At 50.1% G+C, this 3052-nt stretch carries 4 protein-coding genes, 1 other RNA gene and 1 pseudogene; 2 read left to right on the forward strand and 4 right to left on the reverse strand.

The window, feature by feature from the left end; all coding sequences use genetic code 11:
• Positions 1–120 precede the first annotated feature (120 nt).
• Together ssrA and smpB are read right to left on the reverse strand one after the other, a co-directional pair.
• Positions 121–484, reverse strand: a transfer-messenger RNA (tmRNA) gene (gene ssrA, locus Q7O77_RS16340).
• A gap of 49 nt (positions 485–533) precedes the next feature.
• Positions 534–1016, reverse strand: a complete 483-nt coding sequence (gene smpB / locus Q7O77_RS16345; protein ID WP_085652266.1) for an SsrA-binding protein SmpB — start codon at positions 1014–1016, stop codon at positions 534–536.
• 154 nt (positions 1017–1170) lie between these two features.
• On the opposite strand from smpB, the gene Q7O77_RS16350 reads away from it, so the two are divergent.
• The gene (locus Q7O77_RS16350) at positions 1171–1605 is read left to right on the forward strand and encodes a type II toxin-antitoxin system RatA family toxin (protein ID WP_304169749.1); all 435 of its coding nucleotides are present in this window, start codon (positions 1171–1173) and stop codon (positions 1603–1605) included.
• The gene (locus Q7O77_RS16355) at positions 1598–1888 is read left to right on the forward strand and encodes an RnfH family protein (protein ID WP_304169746.1); all 291 of its coding nucleotides are present in this window, start codon (positions 1598–1600) and stop codon (positions 1886–1888) included. The genes Q7O77_RS16350 and Q7O77_RS16355 overlap by 8 nt, the downstream gene beginning before the upstream one ends.
• 338 nt (positions 1889–2226) lie before the next feature.
• Here the strand turns inward: Q7O77_RS16355 and bamE are convergent, their stop codons facing one another.
• Both bamE and Q7O77_RS16365 read right to left on the reverse strand, forming a co-directional pair.
• Positions 2227–2565, reverse strand: coding sequence for an outer membrane protein assembly factor BamE (gene bamE / locus Q7O77_RS16360; protein WP_085652263.1), 339 nt, complete (start codon positions 2563–2565; stop codon positions 2227–2229).
• 111 nt (positions 2566–2676) lie between these two features.
• Positions 2677–3052 (reverse strand): annotated as a pseudogene (locus tag Q7O77_RS16365) (DNA repair protein RecN); the annotation flags it as partial.

Raw genomic sequence — 3052 nt, forward strand, 5'->3', positions numbered from 1 at the left:
AGTTGTGGAAGCCACAAGATCGCCACAGTGCCCAGTAGACGCAAAAAAGCCCGCAGGGCTTGCGCCGTGTGGGCTTTTCGTACTTCATCGGCCTTATCTGGTAATAACCGATGTCTAAATTGGTGGAGCTGGGGGGATTTGAACCCCCGTCCGGAATTACTCTACCGTCGGTACTACATGCTTAGTCTGGTCTTTACATTCGCCGGTTAGCTGCGGACAGACACGCTACTAACAAACTAGCCTGATTAGATTTAGCGCTTCAACCCCAGGCAAGGCATCCACGCGATCTCTTTTAGGTTTGACCTCTCTTGATCCCCGTCCTAAGAGCGGAGGCTAGGGAGAGAGGGCTATACGCAGGGTATTAAGCTGCTACAGCGTAGTTTTCGTCGTTTGCGACTATTTTTTTGCGGCTTTTTACGAGGCCAACCGCCCCTCGGCATGCACCTTGGGCTTTGCAAATCCCGTCGAATCCAGAATCAGCCCCAAGAAACTTTCGCCAGTATATCAGAACTTACCGGGCTTAAGCCACCGGCTTAGCGGTTTGCGTTCTTCATGATACGGGCTTTGTCTAATTTCCACTCACGTTCTTTGATATCGTCGCGCTTGTCGTGATCTCGTTTACCTTTCGCGACGCCAATTTTGACTTTGCTCCAGGCATTTTTCCAATACATCGACAAGGCGACGACGGTATAACCCTCACGGCTGACTCGGCCAATGAGCGATTCTATCTCGCGTTTGTTGAGTAATAGTTTGCGCGTGCGAGTGGGATCGCATACGACGTGTGAAGACGCTACGTTGAGCGGTGTAATGGTGGCACCAAAGAGAAAGGCTTCGCCGTCTCTCAAGGTCACATAGCTGTCGCTGATATTGGCTTTGCCCGCTCGCAGAGATTTGACTTCCCAGCCTTGCAGTTCAAGGCCAGCTTCAAATTCTTCTTCGATGAAGTACTCATGGCGAGCACGCTTGTTTTGCGCAATGGTCGCGGAACCGGGTTTGTACGCTTTTTTCTTTTTCATAGTGCCGTCATTATACTGGATGTCTAAGGGAATGAAATCCCCGCCAAAGTGTAGAGTGACATTGTGTTCTGGCTTAGGGCAACTTTCCCGGCGTTTTTATCTGATGACCGAAAATGCTATTATTTTGCGCATTTTGTTACTTTTGGAAAATGGTATGCCCAAAATCAATCGCTCCGCGTTAGTCCCTTACAGCGCCGAGCAAATGTATAAACTCGTCAATGATGTGCCTTCTTACCCTGCCTTCTTACCGGGCTGTACAGGAAGCCGAGTTTTATCGACCTCTTCGGAGGAAATGACCGCGGCGGTTGATGTTTCCAAAGCCGGTATTAGCAAAACCTTTACGACTCGGAATACGCTGACAGATAACCAGTCTATCTCAATGCGGCTGGTTGACGGCCCGTTCCGCGAATTAAAGGGCGATTGGCGGTTTATTCCGCTGAGTGAAGAAGCCTGTAAAGTTGAGCTCGACTTGGATTTTGAATTCAAAAATGCGCTGATCGAATTGGCTTTTGGAAAAGTCTTCAAGGAGCTTGCGAACAATATGGTTCAGGCTTTCACTCAACGAGCCAAAGAGGTCTACAGTGACTGAGATGCGTGTGGAAGTGGTTTACGCGCTACCGGAGCGTCAGTTTCTCCGTGCGCTAAAGCTCGAAGAGGGCAGCACGGTAAAGCAAGCGATCAACGCGTCGGGGTTACTGACATTGCGTCCGGAGATAGACCTCACTAGCAATAAAGTGGGTATTTTTAGTCGCCCCGCCAAACTGGATGAAGCTCTACAGGAAGGCGATCGCGTTGAAATCTATCGTCCGATAACCGCCGATCCCAAAGAATTACGCAGGCAAAGAGCAGAACACGCTAAAAGTAAACGCTAGTCGACGTAGCCCAGTGAAACAACTGAGAAATTTGACTGCCAGATAAAACCTCATCGCGAGGAAATCATCGACGTAGTTGGCTTTGCTAGCGGTTGATACTCTGAGAGACGGCAGCCACTACACACCTTCACTTTTGTTCCCAGAGTGTTCCCGATATCGACTGCATTAGGTGCCTCTCTGTGTCGGGCTCGTTCAGACTCATTCAGATACATGCTCGCTCGTATCACACGATTTTCATCAACCGATTTAACCTGAAAAGCTTTTTCGCAAAAGGAAGCTTTTCAGGCGTTAATGGCCTTGGACCGATAGCCTTCGGACGATCCGACAACACAAACGAATTAGTTCAGCGCTGGCTTGTTATCGATGCTGGTGAGGATGCCCTGGCTATCGAAATTCAGCGTCAGAGTTTGCTGTTTCACCGCTTCATGACCGGGCTGCTGACGGAATACATAGAACCAAGTATCGCTACCAAACGGGTCCTGTAACATCGGTGTTCCCAGAGAATAAGCAACCTGTTGTTTTGTCATACCATTATGGATTTTGGCGACGTCTGCAGGAGCTAAATAGTTCCCCTGATTGATATCCGGACGATAAACCACCTTCTCCAGCGTGGAGCATCCGGCGGTCAACATGACAGCGACTACCGCGGCGATGACAGTTAGCGTTTTACAGCGCATAGTGAGTTCATTCCTTAAGGGCATAGGTTGCCGATGATAATAGACCTTGCCTGTCTTGAAAACCGGCAAGGCCCATGTAAGACCTCAGGAACCTGAAAAAGTTGAACGTTTTTATGCGGCCAGTAACTCTTTTGCATTCGCCAGCGTATTCTTGGTCACGGCGCTTCCCCCCAGCAGACGGGCTAGCTCCTGAAGGCGAGCGCGTTTGCCAAGAGACTCCATCAACGTTTCGGTTTCTGCGCCGTCTGTCTGTTTGCTAACGAAGTAATGATGGTGTCCGCAACCGGCGACCTGTGGTAAGTGGGTGACGCACATGACCTGCGTAGACTCACCCAGTTGACGCAACATTTTCCCTACGATCGCGGCAGTCGGACCGCTAATCCCCACGTCCACTTCATCGAAAATAAGCGCCGGCGTATCCATTTTCTGCGCGGTGATGACCTGCAGAATTAACGCGATACGCGACAGCTCGCCACCCGATGCCACT

The sequence above is a fragment of the Lonsdalea britannica genome (assembly GCF_946477055.1).
GTDB classification, from domain to species: domain Bacteria; phylum Pseudomonadota; class Gammaproteobacteria; order Enterobacterales; family Enterobacteriaceae; genus Lonsdalea; species Lonsdalea britannica_A.